Source organism: Micromonospora sp. CA-259024 (assembly GCF_050936255.1).
GTDB lineage: Bacteria > Actinomycetota > Actinomycetes > Mycobacteriales > Micromonosporaceae > Micromonospora.
This window is the reverse complement of sequence record NZ_JBNJND010000001.1, coordinates 2,798,805-2,818,103: the sequence shown is the minus strand read 5'-3', so window position 1 is coordinate 2,818,103 and position 19,299 is coordinate 2,798,805. Positions and strand designations below refer to the sequence as shown.

At 67.8% G+C, this 19,299-nt stretch carries 14 protein-coding genes and 3 pseudogenes; 9 read left to right on the top strand and 8 right to left on the bottom strand.

The window, feature by feature from the left end; all coding sequences use genetic code 11:
• Positions 1-257: 257 nt before the first annotated feature.
• Both ACQEUX_RS12160 and ACQEUX_RS12155 read right to left on the bottom strand, forming a co-directional pair.
• A pseudogene (locus ACQEUX_RS12160) lies at positions 258-482 on the bottom strand (sigma-70 domain-containing protein); the annotation flags it as partial.
• A gap of 527 nt (positions 483-1,009) precedes the next feature.
• A complete protein-coding gene (locus ACQEUX_RS12155) occupies positions 1,010-1,474 on the bottom strand; it encodes a MarR family winged helix-turn-helix transcriptional regulator (protein WP_433045753.1) in 465 nt (154 codons plus the stop codon).
• Positions 1,475-1,848: 374 nt separating this feature from the next.
• On the opposite strand from ACQEUX_RS12155, the gene ACQEUX_RS12150 reads away from it, so the two are divergent.
• The 3 genes and pseudogenes from ACQEUX_RS12150 to ACQEUX_RS12140 all read left to right on the top strand — a co-directional run bounded on the left by ACQEUX_RS12150 (position 1,849) and on the right by ACQEUX_RS12140 (position 3,669).
• Complete coding sequence (locus ACQEUX_RS12150) at positions 1,849-2,193, top strand: DUF1801 domain-containing protein (protein ID WP_433045750.1); 345 nt, start codon at positions 1,849-1,851, stop codon at positions 2,191-2,193.
• Positions 2,194-2,255: 62 nt separating this feature from the next.
• On the top strand, positions 2,256-2,447 hold the full coding sequence (locus tag ACQEUX_RS12145) for a hypothetical protein (protein WP_433045748.1): 192 nt from the start codon (positions 2,256-2,258) through the stop codon (positions 2,445-2,447).
• A 119-nt stretch (positions 2,448-2,566) separates the two neighbouring features.
• Positions 2,567-3,669, top strand: a pseudogene (locus tag ACQEUX_RS12140) (IS630 family transposase).
• A gap of 186 nt (positions 3,670-3,855) precedes the next feature.
• Here the strand turns inward: ACQEUX_RS12140 and ACQEUX_RS12135 are convergent.
• Positions 3,856-4,209 (bottom strand): hypothetical protein, encoded by a 354-nt coding sequence (locus tag ACQEUX_RS12135; protein ID WP_433045745.1) that lies wholly within the window; start codon positions 4,207-4,209, stop codon positions 3,856-3,858.
• Positions 4,210-4,334: 125 nt separating this feature from the next.
• Between ACQEUX_RS12135 and ACQEUX_RS12130 the strand changes: the two genes are divergently transcribed.
• Both ACQEUX_RS12130 and ACQEUX_RS12125 read left to right on the top strand, forming a co-directional pair.
• Positions 4,335-4,640 carry an ArsR/SmtB family transcription factor gene (locus ACQEUX_RS12130; RefSeq protein ID WP_433045742.1) on the top strand — a complete coding sequence of 102 codons (306 nt, stop codon included), beginning with the start codon at positions 4,335-4,337 and terminating at the stop codon, positions 4,638-4,640.
• On the top strand, positions 4,637-5,044 hold the full coding sequence (locus ACQEUX_RS12125; RefSeq protein ID WP_433045739.1) for an SRPBCC family protein: 408 nt from the start codon (positions 4,637-4,639) through the stop codon (positions 5,042-5,044). Before ACQEUX_RS12130 ends, ACQEUX_RS12125 begins: the two co-directional genes overlap by 4 nt.
• A gap of 342 nt (positions 5,045-5,386) precedes the next feature.
• Here the strand turns inward: ACQEUX_RS12125 and ACQEUX_RS12120 are convergent.
• From ACQEUX_RS12120 to ACQEUX_RS12110, 3 genes and pseudogenes are all read right to left on the bottom strand, one after another.
• Positions 5,387-5,770 (bottom strand): annotated as a pseudogene (locus ACQEUX_RS12120) (transposase); the annotation flags it as partial.
• Positions 5,771-6,303: 533 nt separating this feature from the next.
• Positions 6,304-7,103, bottom strand: a protein-coding gene (locus ACQEUX_RS12115; RefSeq protein ID WP_433049775.1) for an IS5 family transposase whose coding sequence is annotated in 2 segments (ribosomal slippage) — positions 6,304-6,767 and positions 6,767-7,103 — 801 coding nt in all. Because the reading frame shifts where the segments join, the coding sequence is not laid out codon by codon here.
• A gap of 262 nt (positions 7,104-7,365) precedes the next feature.
• The gene (locus ACQEUX_RS12110) at positions 7,366-7,839 is read right to left on the bottom strand and encodes a DDE-type integrase/transposase/recombinase (RefSeq protein ID WP_433045736.1); all 474 of its coding nucleotides are present in this window, start codon (positions 7,837-7,839) and stop codon (positions 7,366-7,368) included.
• 192 nt (positions 7,840-8,031) lie between these two features.
• On the opposite strand from ACQEUX_RS12110, the gene ACQEUX_RS12105 reads away from it, so the two are divergent.
• Together ACQEUX_RS12105 and ACQEUX_RS12100 are read left to right on the top strand one after the other, a co-directional pair.
• On the top strand, positions 8,032-9,168 hold the full coding sequence (locus ACQEUX_RS12105) for a HupE/UreJ family protein (RefSeq protein ID WP_433049772.1): 1,137 nt from the start codon (positions 8,032-8,034) through the stop codon (positions 9,166-9,168).
• Positions 9,169-9,202: 34 nt separating this feature from the next.
• Positions 9,203-13,903: a PQQ-binding-like beta-propeller repeat protein gene (locus ACQEUX_RS12100; RefSeq protein ID WP_433045733.1), complete on the top strand. Its 4,701-nt coding sequence runs from the start codon at positions 9,203-9,205 to the stop codon at positions 13,901-13,903.
• Positions 13,904-14,421: 518 nt separating this feature from the next.
• Here the strand turns inward: ACQEUX_RS12100 and ACQEUX_RS12095 are convergent.
• Positions 14,422-14,550, bottom strand: a complete 129-nt coding sequence (locus tag ACQEUX_RS12095) for a hypothetical protein (RefSeq protein WP_433045730.1) — start codon at positions 14,548-14,550, stop codon at positions 14,422-14,424.
• 161 nt (positions 14,551-14,711) lie between these two features.
• On the bottom strand, positions 14,712-15,752 hold the full coding sequence (locus tag ACQEUX_RS12090) for a LuxR C-terminal-related transcriptional regulator (RefSeq protein ID WP_433045727.1): 1,041 nt from the start codon (positions 15,750-15,752) through the stop codon (positions 14,712-14,714).
• A gap of 213 nt (positions 15,753-15,965) precedes the next feature.
• On the opposite strand from ACQEUX_RS12090, the gene ACQEUX_RS12085 reads away from it, so the two are divergent.
• Positions 15,966-17,228, top strand: coding sequence for an amidohydrolase (locus tag ACQEUX_RS12085; RefSeq protein ID WP_433045724.1), 1,263 nt, complete (start codon positions 15,966-15,968; stop codon positions 17,226-17,228).
• A gap of 308 nt (positions 17,229-17,536) precedes the next feature.
• Positions 17,537-19,288 (top strand): BTAD domain-containing putative transcriptional regulator, encoded by a 1,752-nt coding sequence (locus ACQEUX_RS12080; protein ID WP_433045721.1) that lies wholly within the window; start codon positions 17,537-17,539, stop codon positions 19,286-19,288.
• Positions 19,289-19,299: the final 11 nt, after the last annotated feature.

Genomic DNA, 19,299 nt, shown 5'->3' with positions numbered 1-19,299 from the left:
CCGCCTCGATACCGGACTGACCACGAAGGGATGTTCTATGTAACCAGTTCGGAGAACAGGACGCGACCGAGGCGCGATCGTCGATGTTGCCGTCCTCGCCGCTGCTAGCGACGCCGTGCTGAACGCGGGTCCGGCGGGCCTGCCGTCAATGTGAATCCTTCACGGCCGGCGCGTTGCCGCGGAGCGGCGGTAGTAGCACCCGCTACTGATGGTCCAGCAGGTAGAGCACCGGCGTGCGCGCGTCGAGCGGGGGCGGGGACTTCTTCCTCAGTGAGCTTGAGGTAGGCGGCGATGTCGGCGACGGTCGGTGAACGGCCCAGCGTTTGCAGCAGGGCCTTGTTGGCATTCGAGATCGCGAGCCGCATTTCCTGCAGACGGCGGGGCACCCGGATGTCCCAGGTGCGGTCCCGGAAGTGGCGGTTGAGTTCTCCGACGATGGTGGGGATCGCGTCGCCGCCGAAGTCAAACCCACGGGACGGATCGACTACGTGCGACGTCGGCCGGCTGCACAACCCCGAGGACGCCGAGCCGCTGAACTTCGTGATGGCGATGCTGACCGGCGGCTCGCGATGCGTGGTGGCCGGCATCGACCGGCTCGACGACATTCCACTTCGGCTTGGGAAAGCGCCGAGCGGAGGACGGCGCGGATTCCCTTGACGGTGCGAGCCGCCGGGAGGGCCTGGCAGCACCGGCCAACCGCGCAGCACTTGCGGCTCTTCGGTGGCCGGCGGTCGTCTTTTCCCTGCGCGCAGCACTGGCAGGTCTTCGTGACCTTGTTGAGCCAGGTCATCCCGCGCCGTCGATAAGGGCGGGCGGTGACCGCGACGCGTCCGCCGGGCCGCAGCACGGCGGTGCAGCCCGTGAGGATCTTAAGTAAACCCGTCGGCCAGTTGCCGAGTTGCGTACATCGCTGTTGTGCCGCTCGGGCGCCTGCATACCTACAACCGCTCCGTGCGGGTGTTCCTGCCCGCGAGAGACTTTCGCGACGGAGGCCGGGGAAGGGTGCAGCTCAGGCGGGTGGGTTGCGGGTTTGCCGCCAGCCTCGCTGATGGTGGGTGACCTCTTGGAACATCTCCCGGAAGGTGGAGAAGCGCTGCGCGCCGAGGGCGTGTTCGAGGCGCTGTTCAATGGTGGCCAGGATCGCGCGTGCTTTGGCGATCTCATCAAGACCATGTTCGGTGGGGACGATGCGCTTGGCTCGACGGTCAGCGGGGTCGGGCTCCCGGCGGACATAGCCGAGGCTGACGAGCTCATCGACGATCGTGCCGATGATCTGCTTGTGCTGGCCAGAGCGGGCCGACAGATCGGTCGCACGCACCCCTTCGGGCTCAAGGAACGCCAGGACCGCACCGTGCCGCGGGCGCACATCCGGATGCCCCTGCTCGCCGAGGGTCTCGAACAACTCCTCCTGCAGGGCTCGCATCAGCCGCCCAGTCAAAACCCCCAGGTCCGGCTTCGGCGCGGTGGCGGTCATCAGAACATCCTTCGTTTAGTCACGGGTCTTGACTATCAACAACCGTGACTATACCTTGTCCTCAGTTGATCCCCACCCACCATGGGCAAACAAGGAGACGCACACCATGAGGACCCGCCCCCCGGTCGACAAGGTGTGGGCCGGCCTGGGTCAACGTCGACAAGTACACGCGATGGGCCAGCGCCGAGCAGGCCATCCTGGACGTCCGAGCCGGCGGAGCCTGGAGCGCGGTCATGGTCATCCCCGGCGGGACCCGCATCTTGTCCAGCCTGCAGGTGATGGCGTGGTCGAAACCGCTACGAGTCCCAGTTAATCGATGTTTATCGGTCTAGATATAGACCACACTTTTGGCAACAATGATGAAGGAGAAGACCATGAATGACGATGTCACCCGGTACATCAACAAGGCGCAGCCGTGGCAGATTGATGTGTGTGAGAAATTACGTGCGATGGTCGGTCAGACCATTCCAGATGTCGAGGAGCGGCTCCAGTACGGCAAGCCGCACTACCTCAAGAATGGGCACTACGCGGCCGTCATCGCGGTGGCCAAGGACAAGGTCTCGTTTATGGTATTCAACGCAACGGACATTCCGGAGGTCAAGGGGTTCCTTCGGGCATTGGGCAACGGTGAGCGCAAAGCCGTTGACGTCAGAGATGGACAAACCGTTGACTACGGCGCACTTGCCAGCATCCTGGAAAAGACCGCGGCTGCCCTGTAGCTGCCAGATGTATGCCGTGCAGGGTCTGGTCCTGGCACCGCGAGCCCAGGCGGCGGCCGTTCGTGTCCGGCACCTACGCCCAGGTCGTACCGATCAAGCGACTGGTGATGGGCACGAACGTGCCCGGCCGCGACATCCCGCCCTCAGGCCGATTACGCAGCAACACGCTGCTCGACAAGTCTCATCCGTTTCCTCCCCCGGAGCATGAACCGCACACCACCTGCGGTGTGGAGATCTCAACTCACGTGACCTAGTGCGCTGTCCACGAACGTTCACCGGGTTGGTGACACGCCGGGGATGGTCCACTCGGTTGGGTGGGGTTGGCCGCGCTCTCGTTAGCGATCACGTTCGTTGTCGGGAGTGGGGTGAGGGGATGGCTGAGTTGGTACGAGCACGGCGGCTGAGCGATGAGGAGAGTCGCCGACTGCAGCAGACTATGCGGCGAGGTAAGCATGAGTCGATCCGGGTCCGCCGGGCGTTGATCATCATGGCGTCGGCGTCGGGCACGCCGGTGCCGGCGATCGCCCGCCTGGTCGCGGCGCATGAGGACACCGTGCGGGATCTGATTCACCGGTTCAATGAGATCGGGCTGCGTGCGCTGGACCCTAACTGGGCGGGTGGTCGTCCCCGCCGTATCAGTCCCGACGATGAGACCTACATCGTCGAGACGGCCAAGGCCCGGCCGAAGAAGCTGGGTCGTCCGTTCACCCACTGGAGCGTCCGCAAGCTCGCCGACTACCTGTCCACAGACCAGGACCGGCGGGTGTACCTGGGGCGGGAACGGTTGCGGCAGTTGCTGCGCCGCAACGGCATCTCGTTCCAGCGCACCCGCACGTGGAAGGAGTCCACAGATCCGGACAAGGAAGCCAAGCTCGACCGGATCGAGGAGGTTACCACCCGGTTCCCGGATCGGTGCTTCGCCTTTGACCAGTTCGGGCCGCTGTCGATCCGTCCGAACCACGGCTCGTCATGGTCACCGCAAACACGGCCACCTACACCCGCACGCACGGCATTCGTTACTTCCACGGCTGCTACAGCCTCGGCGACGACCAACTCTGGGGTGTGATGCGCCGCCGCAAGGGTGGTGACCACACCCTGTCCGCGCTCAAGTCGATCCGCAAGGCGCGACCGGACGGCGCACCGGTCTACGTCATCCTGGACAACCTGTCGGCGAACAAGACCCCGACTATCCGGGCCTGGGCGGTCCGGCACAAGGTTGAGCTGTGCCTCACCCCGACCAGCGCGTCCTGGGCCAACCCGATCGAGGCCCAGTTCGGGCCGCTGCGCCGCTTCACCATGGCCGGCTCCAACCATCCCAACCATCTCGTCCTGGCCCGCGAGATGCAGCAGTACCTGCGCTGGCGCAATGCCAACGCCCGCCACCCCGACGTCCTGGCCGCTCAACGCCGCGAACGCGTCCGAATCCGCAGCGAGCGCCAACAACGCTGGGGACGCCCCCGCATCAAGGCCGCCTGAACTCACATCCGGTGAACCTTCTCTTCGTTAGCGCACTTGCTTGCGCGGCAATGCCTGCGGTGACGCACGAGGTCGCCTGGCAGAGTACGGCGTCCCGGGTGTGGGCCGGTGCGGTGACGCCGGTCACGGGCGCGCGTGTCTGCCTGGGCTGGGCCGCCAGGCGCTGACTCCGAGCGGCGCCAGCGCTCACGCTTCGCGGGCGAACTCCATGTCCATCCAGTCCACCCAGGTCGCGCCGTCGGGCGAGCGCTCCCATTTCGCGGCCATCGTTTTGCCGTCCGAGTCGATGGTCAGCATGGCGCGCGTCGCATCCCCGGCGAACGTCCAGACACCGGCCTCGTCAACACTTGCCCACATCTCGCCGTATCCGCCTTGGTTGTCGAACGCCCGCATCCGCAGCCGGCCACCGGCGCTCGGGTCCGGATCGCCGATCATCTCGATCACCTGCACCCGGTCCTCGCCCATCTGCACGTCGACGTGGTGCACCAGGAACCCGCCACCCGGGAACCACTCATAGGCGTCCGTGCCGGCGATCTGCACGGCATCCACCGTGCGGCCACTGGATCGCCACCGTCCGATCAGGGGTTCGAGCCGCTCCATCATCAGAATCACACTCCCATCATCGTGTAAGCTTGTAAGCGCGAGCTTACACAAAGGGGGTGTGGATGGACGAGGTACTCATTGCCGTCGCCGACCCCACCCGCCGCGGGATCCTCCTTCTCACCCGCGACCGCGAGGTCGCAGCTGGCGAGATCGCCGCGCAGTTCCCGATGATCAGCCGGCCAGCCGTGTCGCAGCACCTGCGCGTCCTGATCCACGCCGGCCTGCTCGACATGCGACGCGACGGAAGCCGCCGCCTCTACCGACTGCGGGCCGAAGGCTTCGCCGAAGCGGTCGGCTTCCTTGACACCATGTGGGCGGCCCGGCTCGACCACCTCAAGCGAGAAGTGGAAAAGGAACACCACGGATGATCGAGCGCACCATCCAGATCGAAGCCCCGCCCGAGGTGGTCTGGCGCTTCTTCACCGACCCGGCACGCATGGCCCGCTGGCTCGGTCCAGCCGACCTCGACCCCACGCCGGGCGGCGAACTGACGGTCCAGCTCACCGACAGCCCACGGCCCGTCGTGCGCGGCCGCTTCACCGAGCTACGGCCATACGAGAAGATCGTCTTCACCTTCGGCTGGGAACCGACGCCTGGCGTGCCCGACCTGCCGCCCGACTCCTCCCAGGTCGAGGTGACCCTGTCGGCACACGCCGGCGGCACCCTGCTGACCCTGCACCACACCAGCGTGCCGCCCAACCTCGTCGTAAACACCTACACCGGCTGGGCCGGCTTCCTCGACACTCTTAAAGCTGAAGCCGCGAACGCCTAAGCGATCTGCTGCAGCCGGCGGTCCTCCTCATCGCTCAGCCGCCGTGCTCGTACCAGCTCAGCCATCCCCTCACCCCACTCCCGACAACGAACGTGATCGCTAACGAGAGCGCGGCCAACCCCATCCAACCGAGTGGACCATCTCCGGCGTGTCACCAACCCGGTGAACGTTCGTGGACAGCGCACTAGGTGTGCTGTCCGGGGAGGTTGGTCGAGGTTGTGTGACGACACGGTCTGATGTCGTAGGTAGGTGAAGGCCTCCGGTTGTGGAGTGGAGCTGTCGAGGAACCGCTCCGCCAACCAGGAGGCCTTCGTGCTCCACCGTAATGCTGCTTTGACCCACGACCACCTTGTCGGTGATCCGGGAGATCGTCTCCTTGCTGACCGGCGCCCCATAGATCTCGGCGAAGTGGGCCGAAATCTCGCCCGTGGTCAGCCCTTTGGCATACAACGACAACACGGCCTCGTCGTCCCCCGACAACCGGCGTTGCCGCTTGCGGACGATCTGGGGCTCGAACGTGCCAGCCCGGTCTCGCGGCACATCGATGGGCGCCGGCCCCGATGCGTCGGTCAGCGCCGTCTTCAGCCTAGTGCCGTTGCGGATGTTGCCCACGCCGACGCCGGCCGGATCGGGTTTGGCGTAGCCGAGGTGCTCGGTCATCTCGTCGTTTAACGCGGTCTCCAGGACCGTCTTGGTCAACTGCTTCAGCAGCCCATTCGGGTCGGTCCCCGGCCACGGTCAGGACTGGGCCGATGGCCAGGACGTCCGATCGGCGGCGGGCGCGTGGTCGCCACGCCTCGACCTGCACGTTGCCGCCGACGGACTCCCACGTGCGCGCCTTGCGTTCTTTGAGCGCCTTGTGGTGTCGGTCTCGGGCTGATGTTCCGGGTGCGGCGAGCGGCCATTCTCGTGTCGGAAGATTGGACCATGCTGCCCTTCGATGAAGGTTAGCAAGACCGGAGCGCGGGCGAGTCCTCTTTGGACCTGATAGCGCATGCTGAGCAGGCAGAGCAGCTTTTCGCCGCCGACGCCGTGGGGGCGGTCGTTGGCGAGCCGATCGCGTAGATCGGGTTGGTCGGGGTGACCCCAGAGCGCGAGTCGCGGCTGCAACTCGACCATGGCCGGCATATAGAACACGCCGTCGTTGAAGGCGAGCGGGTCGAGATGCTCCCTGACTGGTCGGGTCACGGGTCCCCTGGCGGTGGTCGAGCTGTGCAGCCGGTCGACTCGGCGGGTTAGGCGCCGCCTACTAACAACTCCTAACTCTTTGAGTGTTGGAGTCGGCGCCAGCAGATGATGGCGCAGGCGAGGGTGAGGAAGGCTTCGTGGATGTCGTCGCGGATCTCCCAGCGGATGCGTAGGCGGCGGAACCAGTGCAGTAGGGCGATGGTCTGTTCGACGACCCAGCGTCGGGTGCCGAGTCCGGAGCCGTGGTCGGTGCCGCGTCGGGCGATGACCGGGGTGATGCCCCTGTCGCGTAGGTCGCGGCGGTAGCAGTCGTAGTCGTAGCCGCGGTCGGCGTAGATGTGCTTTGGTCGCTGTCTGGGTCGGCCGCGGGTGCCTTTGATCGGTGGGATCTTGTCGACCAGGGGCATGAGTTGGGTGACGTCGTGGCGGTTGCCGCCGGTCAGCGCCGTGGCGAGAGGGATGCCGCCCGCGTCGGTGATGACGTGGTGTTTCGAGCCTGGCTTGCGGCGGTCGACCGGGCTCGGACCGGTTTTGGGCCGCCTTTGAGCGCCCGAACGTGAGAGCCGTCGATCACCGCCCGCGACATGTCCAACTGCCCGGCGGCCCGCAGCTTGCCGAGCAGTGCCTCGTGCAGGCGTTGCCACACGCCGGCGTCGTTCCAGTCCCGCAACCGGCGCCAACAGGTCATCCCCGACCCGAACCCGAGTTCTTGGGGAAGGTACTCCCACGGGATCGCGGTGTAGAGCACGAACAGAATCCCGCACAACACCTTGCGATCATCCAGCGGCTTACGGCCAGGAAACCGTTGGCGGCGCGGTGGTCGAGGTGGCAGCAGCGGTTCGATCTCGGCCCACAGGTCGTCCGAGACGATCCACGGCGGCTGCTCACCCCTCCTCACGTTCAGACAGAACGACCCTCACGTCCCAGGGTTACGCCCAACATCATTTCGTTAGGAGCTCTAAGGGTGTCGGCCATCGGCAATCTTTGGAGTGCAGATGATTGACTTTCAAGAGCTCGATCCCGCGCCGCGCCGCTCGAAACGCGTGCACTGGTCGGAGGGGCCGCGTAGCCCGCAGGGCCGAGCGGCGCCGGGACGACGAACCGAGTGGCGACAGGAATGCGGCACCCGCACTCTACGGCGCGGGAGGAACCCAAACGACTACCAGACGGATGAAAGCGCGCGAGGGTCGGTCGACGCTGCGCCCGCCGCCAGCCAAGACCGATTTGGACGTTCGTTCGGCGTCTCCGCAGGCGCTGGCCCGCCCCATTGAGTTGATCAATCCGCTGCGGTGCCACGCTTTCACGAAATTCCGAGACCGGGACTGGCTGCCCCGGTCGGAAGGCACCAACGCCTTGGCGGGATCGCGGAGCCGGACCGCGTTGCGCAGCGTGGTGACGGCCGGGGATGCTTTCATCCGGGTGTCGATGGAGTAGCCGCCGATCCGGCCGGAGTGCACGCCTTTGATCGCGCATAGGTACCGCAGGCCCTCGGCTGTGGGGTGTTCGGTGATGTCGGTCGGCCACACCCGGTTGGGTGCGTCGGCGGTGAAGCGCGTTGCACCAGACGGGCCGGACCGCTCGTGCACGACGACATGGCGAACGCTCACGCGGCTTCGTACGCGGGCCTCGTGGCCGGGCCCAAAGCCCGGCCTTCGGCGCCCAGGAACCGGCTTTCGGCCGGTGGATGATCGGCAGCGGAAGGTTCGGTGAATTGGGTCGTCTCGCATTGCCGAGTGTGGAGCGAGCACTGCAGGGTTGGGGACCGACCGCCTTTCCCCCCACCACGGAAGCGCTTGCCTGTGCGTCTGCTGGCGTTCCTCGCCGCCCTTGTTGCCGTGTTCCTCGTCGCCGCTCCGGCGCAGGTGCAGGCTCACGTCCGCGCGACCTCGGTCGCGGTCGACCTGCGCAGCCAGGGCGACGGCGTCACGGCTGTCGTCGACGTGGAGTACGACGTCCTCGCCCGGCTGCTGAGCCTCGACGGTGCCCTGAGCCCGGACGCGGTCGGCGTGGACGGCGCGGCCGCCGAGATACCGACCGAGGTGCGGCGCAGTGCGCTGGACGCGCACGCGAGCGACGTGGCGACGTACGTCGGCGAGCGGCTGCGGCTGAGCCGCAGCTCGATCGGGTGTACCGCCAAGGACGACGCCCGCGTCGAACTCGCCGACTCCGGCGCGGTGCGGGTCGCGCTCGCCTACGACTGTCCGGCGTCCGGCGCGCTGACCGTCCGCAGCGACATCTTCCGCGTCTCCGACGGCGTCATCGACGACACGACCACGATGGTGGCCTACGACATCGGCGGCCGGCGCGGTGCGGTGTTGCTCGACACCGCCCGCACCAGCGTCACGGTGGGTCGTACTGACCTGCTCGGCGAGATCCCGCGGTTCGTGCGGCTTGGGGCGGAGCACCTGCTCTTCGGGCTCGACCACGTGCTGTTCCTGCTGGCTCTGCTGCTGGGCGCGAAGCGGCTGCGCGACGTCGTCGAGGTCGCCACGGCCTTCACGGTCGCACACTCGGTGACCCTGGTGCTGGCCGCGGTCGGCTGGGTCAGCGTGCCCGGGTGGATCGTCGAGCCGCTCATCGCGCTGTCGATCGCGTTCGTCGCGGTCGACAATCTACTGTCGCCGAGGACGAGCCACCGGCTGCCCGTGGTCTTCGGCTTCGGGCTGCTGCACGGGCTCGGCTTCGCGGGCGCGATCAGCGTCGACGGGCCGCTGTCGGCCTCGACGCTGGCCGACCTGGTCTCCTTCAACGTCGGCATCGAACTCGTCCAGTTGACGATCATCGGGCTCGCCTTCCCGGGACTGCTGTTCCTGCGCAGGGCCGCGACCGCGCCGGCCGCCGCTCGCGTCCTCACGCTCGGCACCGTCGCGGCGACTGTCGCCGTCGCTGGTGCCGGTCTGGTCTGGTTCGTCGAACGGTCGCCGATCCTGACCTGACACCCAGTCCCCACCCCCCATCCGAAGGATCCCGATGTTCGCGTTCACCTGGACACGCGCGCGCCTGCGCGTCGTCCTGTACACCACTACGCTGGGGCTCGCCGCCAGCGTCGTGGCGGGCCCGCTCACGTCATACGTGGCGTACGCGATCGACCCGCCGGAAGCCACCGTCAGTGGCGTCGTGTACGTCGACGCCAACGGCGACGGCGTTCGGAACGACGGCGAGGCCGGTCTGGCCGGCGTCCGCGTCTCCGACGGCGTGGTCGCCACCACGACCGCAGCCGACGGCACCTACTCTCTGACCATCTCGACCGACCGCCGCACGACCGACATCGTGTGGGCCACTCAGCCCCGCGGCTACCAGTTCGGCCTCGACGAATTCAAGGAGCCCAGGTTCTGGGCCAACCTCGGCCAGCTCGTCGATGGCGCGACGCCCGCGGCGGACTTCGCCCTCGAGCGCGACCGGTTCTCCGACGGGGACAACTTCTCCTGGGCGAACATCGCCGACCCGCACGTCAACGCACAGCTGCCCGACCAGATCCGCGAGATCAACTCTACGGGCACGGACCTGCGCTTCATCGCGGTCAGCGGTGACCTCACCAACGACGCCAGCCAGGGGCAGTTCGACACGTACCGTCGCGGCACCCAGCAGTCGGCCGTCGGCGTGTGGCCGGCCGTCGGCAACCACGAGTACGCGGGCGGGTCGGAGTACGCGGCCAAGATCGACAACTATCGCAAGAACGTCGGTCCGGAGTGGTACTCGTTCAACTACGGCAACCGGCACTTCGTGGTGCTCGAGAACAACGGCTCGGCGCCGTTCGACGAGGAGCTGAACTGGCTCAAGGACGACCTCGCCGCGAACGTTCCGCTCGACCGCGACCCGGGCAACGACATTGAGGTCGTCGTCCTCACCCACCAGCCGATGAACGTCCCGTTCGGCTCGCCATCGACGTACGACGCCTTTGGTGACGTACTCGAGCAGTACAAGGCGCAGCTGATCCTGGTCGGCCACGAGCACTCCAACCACGTCGAGAACAACTCGGCGTTCGCCTCGACCGCCAAGCACATCCAGACCGTGTCGAGCTCCTACACGATCGACAACGCGCCCCGCGGCTTCCGCTACATCCATATGGCGGGTCCGGGCTTCGACAACCCGTTCCGGATGTACGGCGAGAATGAGCACCTCACCATCGTCAGCCCCGCGCCCGACTCGAAGGTGCCGGCCGCGAAGTTCCCGGGCATCCAGATCAACGCCTACGACACCGGCGACGAGGTGGTCTCGGCGCGCTACCGGATCGACGGCGGCAAGAACTGGATGCCGCTGCACCACAGCGGCGAGTTCACCTGGCAGAGCAACCTGCCCAACAGCCTGCAGAAGGTCGGTAAGCACCACATCGACGTGATGGTGGTCGACGCGGCGGGCAAAACCTGGACCAAATCGGCGGACTTCACCCTCACCCACGAGCCGGCGCTCAAGCCGGTCGCCGGCGGTGACTGGAACCAGCACCACGGGAACGAGGCCCACTCCGGTGTCGCGCCGGCGCAGGAGGCAGGCCGCCGCCTGGCCTGGAGCTTCCGCACCGACGGCACCTTCCTCACCGGGTCGCCGGTCATCCACGACGGCGTCGTCTACGCAGGCACCCGCGACGAGAACGGAGACGGTAACAGCCGGATCCACGCCGTCCAGCTCAAGGACGGCAAGGAGCTGTGGAACCTCGAGGTGCCGCAGTCGATCCACGGCAGCCTCGCCTACGGCGACGGCCTGATCTTCGCGCCGACCCTCGGCTCGGAGCTCTACGCCGTCGACGCGAAGACCGGCAAGCAGCGCTGGAAGGCCCTGCCCGAGCAGGCACCGGCCCCGAACAACCAGCGCACCTACGGCTACTACTCGCCGGCCGTCTCCGGCCACACCGTGCTCTGGCCCTACCAGACCCGCTTCGGCATCGGCAGCCAAGGCGTCCTCAAGGCGCTCGACACCCGCACCGGGCGGCAGATCTGGGCCTCCCCGATGTCCGGCGCGACCATGAGCGACGGCACGCCCGCCGTCATGGACGGCACCGTGTACGTCGGCAACGAGACCGCCGACCGCGTGCTCGCCTACGACCTGGCCACCGGCGCCCGCAAGTGGACCGGATCCGAGTCGCTCGGCAGCTGGCAGGACGGCGTACCGACCGCGGCCGAGGGAAAGGTCTTCATCGGCGCCAACAACGGCATCGCCGCCCGTGACGCCAAGACCGGCGCGACGCTGTGGACCTACCGGAGCTCGCGTTCCTCGCTCGTCTCGAGCGGCTCGACCCCGAGCGCCGCGGCCGTCACCGACGGCGTCGTCTACATGGGCTTCCCGAGCGGCGCCGTCGTCGCCCTCGACGCCCAGACCGGCAACGTTCTCTGGGAGCGGGCGCTGCCCGGCGACGTCTACCACGGTGGCGTCATGTCCAGCCCGGTCGTGGCTGGCGACACGCTCTTCGTCGGCGCCAACAACGGCAAGTTCTACGCCCTGGCCACCGACACCGGCCAGATCCTGTGGAGCCACGAAATCGGCACCTGGGTGGGCGCCGGTCCAGCCGCCAGCGGCAACACCGTCGTGACAGGCGCCTGGGACGGCAACCTCTACGCCTACGTGCCGGGCGGCGAGTCCGCGCAGCGCTGGGCGACCGTGACCGGCACGGTCAGCGACCCGGAGACGGGCGCTCCGATCGCCGGCGCGAAGGTCACCGCCGTTGCCACCGGTCAGGACACCGCGGTGACCAGCACTGACGCCAGAGGCCGATACCGGATCGGTCTGCCGGCGTCGACCTGGACCGTCACGGCGGCCAAGCGCGGCCTGATCGCCGACGACCGCTCAGCGGCCAGCGTCACGGTCCGCACCACCGGCAACGCGACCGCTGACCTCAAGCTGATCAAGGTGCTCCACCCGACCGCCGGCACGTCGACGTACGCGCCGGACTACGGCAACGGCAGCACGCGCACGGACGTCGTCACGGGCACGGAGTACTACTACCTGGCCAACGACAAGATCCGGGCGTCCGTGACGCCGTACGCCGCCGGCAACAACGGCGTCGGCGGTCTGGGCCAGGGCGCGCTGTCGGACCTCATGCTCAACGACGCCAACGGCGCCGAGACCCTCGACTGGGGCGAGATGCTGCTGCGTCCGAGCCTCACGCCGCCCGACTCGTGGGACCGGCCGAACGACCAGCTCGATCTGCCCAACCTCGCGGTCGACGGCGCTGCCGTGGTCGGCAACGGTCAGTACCGGGCGAACCCGGCCATCAAGGCGCAGGTCCGCTACGAGACCCTGCCCGACGCTCCGATCGTGAAGATGACGGTCAAGCTGACCAACACCGGCACGACGGACTACCAAGGCTACTTCAACTACATGATCGACCCCGACAGCTCGGTCGACAACGGCCGGATCCCCGGGTTCAGCGGCACCAACCCGGGTCTGAAGACCTCGGGCTGGACCGGGAACTACGTCTACGTCGGTGCTGACGCGGCCACCACGAACGGCCAGGCCGCCCACGGTCTCGCGTGGGCGCAGGACATGCCGACCGCGGTCGGTGCGTACGGCTACGTCGAGGGCCTCTACTACGACGCCACAATGGCGTCCGGTGCGACCAGGCAGTTCAGCTTCTACCACCTGGCCGACTACGCGACCGCCGGCGGCGACCCCACCCGCAACATCGCGAAATGGGTCGACGAGATCGACCTGCACGACGCAGCTGTCCCGGATGCCGCTCGTGCGTCCGGCACGATCACCGCGGGCGGCGCCGCCGTCTCCGGTGCCCGGGTCGCCCTCGAGCAGGCCGGCACGGTGGTCGCGACCACGAGCACCGACGCCCAGGGCAGGTACCTCGTCAAGGCCCCGACCGGTCAGTACGACGTCCGGGTGTCCAAGCTGGGCTACCAGGCGGCCGCCGGCACGGTCACCGTGCCGGCGGCGGGCAGCGGCGTCGCCGACGTCGCGCTGAGCCCGGTCACGGTCGAGGCGAGCTACGGCAAGCAGATCGGCTCGGGTCTGGTCGAGGCGGGCTACGGCGACGTCATGCTCGAGAACGACAAGCTCTCGATGGCGATCGCCGACGCCTACAACGACTCGCAGCTCTCCGGTGGCACCCGCGGCAAGCCGGTTGACATCGCGGTCCGCGGCATGGCCGACCAGTTCGACTGGGTCAACCTGCCCTACGTCTCGGCGACCCAGCCGACCGGCGATAGCGCGTGGGACAACCGGTCGGTGGCGGCGACGGACGTCCAGATCGTGCAGGCGACCGGTGACAAGGCCGTCGTCCGGGTGTCCGGGCCGGTCAAGGGCATCACGGGTCTGACGGCGACGACGACGTACACGCTGAAGCCGGGCGACAACTTCGCCACGGTCTCGACGGAGCTGAGCAACTCCGGCTCGGCTCCACTCAGCGTGTGGACCGGTGACGCGATGGACCACGACGCGGCCGGCCAGGCCAGTGTCATCCCGGGCGCCGGCATCGTGACGCCGGGTGCGACGGCGGCGTACGCCCCGAGCAAGCCGTACATCGGCATGACCGGGACCGACCCGCAGGTCTTCGGTCTCGTCTACGGCACACCGGCGAGCGCCTTCGACGTCTACGCCGCGGGCAACTGGGTGATGAGTCGGTTCAACGTCGACGTGCCGGCGGGTGGCTCGTACACCCTCACCCGCAAGCTCGTCGTCACCCCGGGCACCGACGCGGTGGGCATCCTCGACGGCATCTCCGCGCCGTAACGCACACGCACCGCACCACACGGGGCCGGCCCGGACTCCAACCGGGCCGGCCCCGTGCGCGGCGTCGGTCGACAGCACGACGACCCCGCGCTGGGCCCGGTCGTTCTCGGGCAGCACGATGTCGAGGGGCTCGGCGGAGGCGTTGAACCAGGTCAGGAACGCCACGACGAGTTGCTCGCCAAGGGGCCGAGTTGGCGCAGGGGAGCTGCACCTGCCGAAAACGTCGTCCTTGCGGGTCACGCGACATGCTCGTATTCGTGGAGAACACCGCCAGGTCGATCGTGTCTTCGTACGGCGAGGCGGGCAATCTTCGGTGCGGTAGGCGGCGACCACCTCGTCCACGGCGGCGGGAAAGTCGGCGCATGCACGCCTGAAACGCCTCCGCATGCCCGCGGGTCCTCTGTCGCAGGTCGGCAACCTCCTGCTCGATGACCGGCGACGGAAGTAACGGCTCACCACGAAAGGCTTCTGTCCTGGCGTGGCCACGCCGTCTCCAGGCGTCGGCTCAGCTGCCGAGATCAATCCTCGCTGGGGCCGAGGAACAACTCGGCGAGCCGGGGCAGCCGATGCCGCATCTCGTCATCGTGATCAAAGTCGACGTCCTCACCCATGTCGGGCTCGCGCGGCAGCCGGACACGGAACAACATGCCACGCAGCTTCCTGCGGCTGTTCGCCGCCGCCCAGCCCTCGGCAAAATTTGGGTAGGGCAGGTGAAATGACCGGCAAGATCGCCATCGGAAGGGGGAGCGAGATGCGGATCCTCAGTGGCGGGAACTCCACGGGTTGGGACTGACTGGCGCGGTCGTCCTCACCCCGCCTCGGTGAGATCGTCCAGTAGCCCGCGCTGCCGCGCGAGTACCCCGGCCTGGAACCGGCTCTCCGCACCCAGGTCATGCATGATCTCGGCTATGTGCCGCCGGCAGGTGCGCACCGAGATGCTCAACTTGCGAGCGATGAACTCGTCTTTCCGGCCGGCCGCCAGCAGGTGTAGCAGCGCCCGTTTGAGGTCGTCGCCTGCCACGCCGTAGCCGCCGTTTGGCGTGGTCTCGTCATCGAAGGGCAGGGCCGAGGCCCAGACCTGCTCCAGCGAGCGGTACAGGTAATCCACCACGGAAGGCTCCCGTAACACGACGGCACCGCTCGCGAGCAGGTTCGGAATGACCGCAATCTCACGGTCGAAGATGATGATCCGGTCGGTGATCTCTTCTCGGGTGCGCACATCGCAGCCCGCATCGACGAGCTCTTTGAGGAAAGGGCGCATGCGCGGATGGACACGCACCGGATGTTGGTGAACTGTTCTTATTCGAATCCCGCGTGCCAACATCTCAAGGTCCTTTGGCAGGGATTCCTCGATGGCGCCGTCCGATAGCACTCCGGGATGCGCGCTGAAGACCTCGACCGAGCACCGTCGGGCGATCCCGGCGAGAGTGGCGCGTACCCGGTCCACCTCGTCGATGATGTCGATGGCCTCACGCCGGTTGCGGACATGGCGGGTGTTGAAGTAGATCGGGTTGAAGGCCAGCAGGGTCGCCTCCAGTGCCTCCATCCGGCGCTGGCGCTGGCGCACCTCGAACTCCAGGGGGGCGACGAGTTCCGCGACGGCAGCGTCCGGGCTGTTCGCCAGCAGCACGTCGGGCTCTTCGGGCGCGCGCCGCAGCAGCCGCAGGGCCAGCAGCGAAGCCAGGGCCTCGGCCAGCTCCTCCGGCGACTGCCCAAGGGTGGCCGCCGCGTCCCCCAGTTCTCCACTGGATACCTGGCCCCGTTGCAGAATCCATTGGTAGAGATTGGCCGCTTCAACAGTGATTGTGCCCTCTGGCCGGCTTACCTGTCGGTGGTCCTCAGCCTTCACCGGGTCACCTCACCACCCCGACAGCTCAACATATTGAAATGCCCGCAAGTTATCAGTCGCCGTGCGGTGATGCAAGAACCGATCGACCACTGCAATTCCGCTCATCCGCCGATGGCGGGACTCGCCTGGGGAAATTTTTCCGTACGGGACAGGAAGTGGTCACCTTCTTTCGGCGACCTTCCCGGGAATCGCCGGTACTAAAAGGACTTCTGGATGAAATCAGCCCCTGAGCCCCTGTCTGGCCCGAGCGCGGCCCTACGGGAGGCGGCCGCCTTCTACATCGACCTACATGCCCATCCCGAGCTGTCGGGCGCGGAAGCGCGTACGGCGGGCAAGTTCGCCGAGCGGCTACGCCGTGACGGCTACCGGGTGTCCACAGAGATCGGTGGTCACGGCGTGGTTGGCGTCCTCCGTAACGGCGCCGGTCCGACCGTCCTTCTCCGCGCCGAACTCGACGCGCTGCCGGTCAAGGAGGAGACCGGCCTGCCGTACGCGAGTGGGGAAATGGCCGCCGGCCCCAACGGCCGGGAGGTGCCGGCGACGCACGCCTGCGGGCATGACCTGCACCTCGCCTGTCTGTCCGGGGCCGCCCACGTGCTGGCCGCCGATCGCGAGGAATGGAGTGGAACACTCGCCATCATCGGGCAACCCGCTGAGGAAACCCTGGAGGGGGCCCGGGCCATGCTGGCGGCGGGCCTGTACGAGCTGACCGGTCGACCCGACGTCGTCCTCGCCCAGCACAGCGCACCCTTTCCCGCAGGGATGCTGGCGTTCGGCACCGGACCGGTGATGGCCGGCAGCGTCTCCCTTGAAATCACGATCCTCGGTCGAGGCGGTCACGCGGCGACGCCGCACCTCACCATCGACCCCGTGGTCATCGCGGCGGCCGTCGTGCTCCGCCTGCAGACGGTCGTGTCCCGGGAGGTGAACCCGGCTGAGCAGGTCGTTCTCACCATCGGCTCGCTGCGAGCTGGCGAGACGGGCAACGTTATCCCCGGTGAGGCCGTCATCGGGTTGACGATTCGCGCGTTCGCCACCGCCACCCTGGACTGCGTCGTCGCCGCGGTCACCCGGATAGTCAGGGCCGAGTGTTCGGCGTCCGGAGTGGACCGTGAACCCGAGATTCGAACGGTCTCCTCCTCGCCGGTGAACCTGCCGGATGCCAGGGCCACCGCCGTCGTACGCGCGGCGCACGAGGCCGCCTTCGGCGCTTCGCGGATCGCGCCCTGGCCACGTGCGATGGCGACCGAGGATTTCCCGCTCTTCGGCGATGAGGGCAGCGGCGTGCACGGCCGTTCGGGCATACCGACGGTCTACTGGCTGCTGGGCGTAGCGAGCCCTCGCCAATGGTCGACGGCGGCGACGATCCCGGTGCCCGCCAACCACTCTCCCGCGTTCGCCCCGCACGTGGCGCTGGCCCTGCCGACCGGCATCTCGGCGATGACGCTCGCCGCTCTCGCCCACCTGAGGCGGTGACCGCGGACGACGGGCCCGCTACCAGCGGCGATTCTGCGACGTGGCGGCCATGCCATTCGTGGGAAAGCTGCCATGCAGCTTCTTACCGCCGGCCGTTCCTTGACCCTCCTATTGCCGACTCAACAAACTTGTAGAGAGCACCGCAGAGCGAAAGCGCTAATCCCCGCAAGAGGGGAGCGCGGTCGAATCATCCCGCAATGGTCATCGGTGTCGAGTGGGGGGAGAAACGGTGTGTCTCTGTTGAGCAGGACGACGCGATGACGAGTCTCGCGAATGTAGAAACTGTAGGCGCAGCCCAATTCCGGCGCATGAGTTTTCAAATCCTAGGCACGCTGAACCTGACCAACGGGCGTGACGTCGCCGTGCTCCCGCCATCCAAGCCGACCACTCTGCTGGCGGCCCTGCTGCTTCGCCCCAACGCGGTAGTGTCGATCAACTCGTTGCTCGGCGCGATCTGGGGCGAGCATCAGCCGGCGTCGGCCAAGGCCGCGCTGCAGACCTGCGTCCTTCGCCTGCGACGGCTCTTCACCAAGCACGGCATCGCCGGCAACGTGATCGAGTCCGTTCCGGGCGGCTACCGCATTGTCGCGGACGCCGAGACGCTCGACCTGCTGCGATTCCGCCAACTGGTGGGCAGGGCCGAGAACGAGACGGATCCCGAGTCCGAGCTGCACAGCCTGACGGAGGGCCTGGGGCTGTGGCGTGGCGCGCTGCTGGCCAATGTGCCGTCCGACGCGCTGTGCCGGGACGAGGCGCCGCGGCTGACGGAGGAGTGGCTGCGGGCGTCCGAACGGGTGCACGACCTCAAGTTGATGCTCGGCCGCTGCCGGGAGGTGCTGCCCGACCTGTGGCGAGCCGCCCGCTCGCACCCGGGGCACGAGCGCTTCGCGGAGCAGCTCATCGAGGCGCTGTACCGCACCGGCCGGCAGACCGAGGCGTTGGTCGAGTACCGCAACGTCAAGCAGTACCTCCTCGACGAGTTGGGCCTGGACCCGGGACCGTCGCTGCAACGGCTGGAGGCCGCGATTCTGCGCGGTGACGAGTTGACGCCAGTCGGCGCGGCCAACGATGTCCCGATCACGACCGGTGGCGCAGCGAGGACGGAGGAGCCACCTCCACCGATGGCGACGAGCGACTTCACCGGGCGGGCGGCGGATGTCGCGCTGCTCACCGGGTGGCTCGGTGACGATCGGCCGGGCCCGCGGACAGTCGTGCTGACCGGCGCGCCAGGCATCGGCAAGACGGCGCTGGCGCTACACGTCGCGGACCAACTCCGGGCCAGGTCCGTGGCAGGCCACGCCACGCTCCGAATGCGCCGGCCCGACGGTACGGCCCGGACGCCCGTGGAGCTGACCGCCGAGCTGGTGCGGCTCCAGTTTGCCGGGGCGGCAGACCCGGCCCTGCTCATCCTGGACGACGTGCTCGACGCCGAGCAGATCCGCGGGGTCCTGTCGCTCGACGGTGGACACTCCGTGCTCATCACCAGCCGGATGAGCCTCACCGGGCTGGTGGCGACGCACGGCGGCCGCGTGCACCGGCTCGACCCGTTCACCGACGACGAGGCCTTCGAACTCCTCTCGGTCCTGCTCGGACCGGACCGGACCGCAGCCGAACCCGGCGCGGTGCACCAACTGGCGGCGCTCTGCGGGAACTTTCCGCTGGCCCTACGGATCATGGCGGCTCGATTACAGGTACGCCCGCGCACCCGGATCGCCGACTGTGTCACCTGGCTGCGGGGCGACCGCTTTGCCCGGATGTCCCTCATCGACGACCCGCGGATGTCGATCACCGGGACCTTCGGGGCCTGGCTCGACGAACTCGATCCCCGGCTCAGCGACGCGCTCGTACGGATCGCCCGATGCTCGTACCCGGAATCCATGACCCTCGCCGACCTCGCCGGCGTCCTCGACCAGCCCGTCACCGCCACCGGTCAGATCCTCGACCTGCTGGCTGACGCAGGCGCCCTGGAGGGCGGCTCCGGCACCTACACGATGCACGAACTGGTCCGGGCCTTCGCCGTCGACGGCTACGGCGAACCGAGCACCGCTCTAGCGGCGTGACCGCCGGTCCA